Genomic DNA, 390 nt, shown 5'->3' with positions numbered 1-390 from the left:
TCGCCAAGGGGGCGACAGCAAGGGGCGACGGATGGATGACGACGCGACTGCGATGAAACTCGGCGGGGACGAGCTGCGCGAGATCGCGCTCTATGCTGCAAGCTGCGCCAGGCAGGTGCTGTCGCTCTTCGAATCCAGGCACCCCGCCGATCACCGTCCGCGGTACGCGATCGAGGGAGCGGAGGCGTTCGGGCTTGGAGGCCGGCGGACCGCTCTGTTGCGCTCGCAGGCCTGGGCGGCGCATGCCGCCGCTCGCGATACGCAGGATCCTGCCGCGGCCGATGCCGCCCGGGCCGCAAGTCTCGCGGCCGCGGCCGCATATCTGCACCCCAAGGCCACCGCGCACCAGGTCAGGCACATCCTCGGCGCGGCGGCTCATCAGGCCCGGGC

General features: G+C 71.8%; 1 protein-coding gene. It reads left to right on the top strand.

The genetic code is table 11. The features are described 5' to 3' along the window. Window positions 1-31: 31 nt before the first annotated feature. Window positions 32-390: putative immunity protein (locus AB4Y92_RS26340; RefSeq protein WP_441822305.1), on the top strand; the 359-nt coding region annotated here is incomplete at its 3' end.

This window comes from Lysobacter sp. TAB13 (genome assembly GCF_052113885.1).
Classification (GTDB): Bacteria; Pseudomonadota; Gammaproteobacteria; order Xanthomonadales; family Xanthomonadaceae; genus Lysobacter; species Lysobacter gummosus.
The sequence above is the reverse complement of the archived record's forward strand: the minus strand, read 5'-3'. Positions and strand labels throughout refer to the sequence as shown.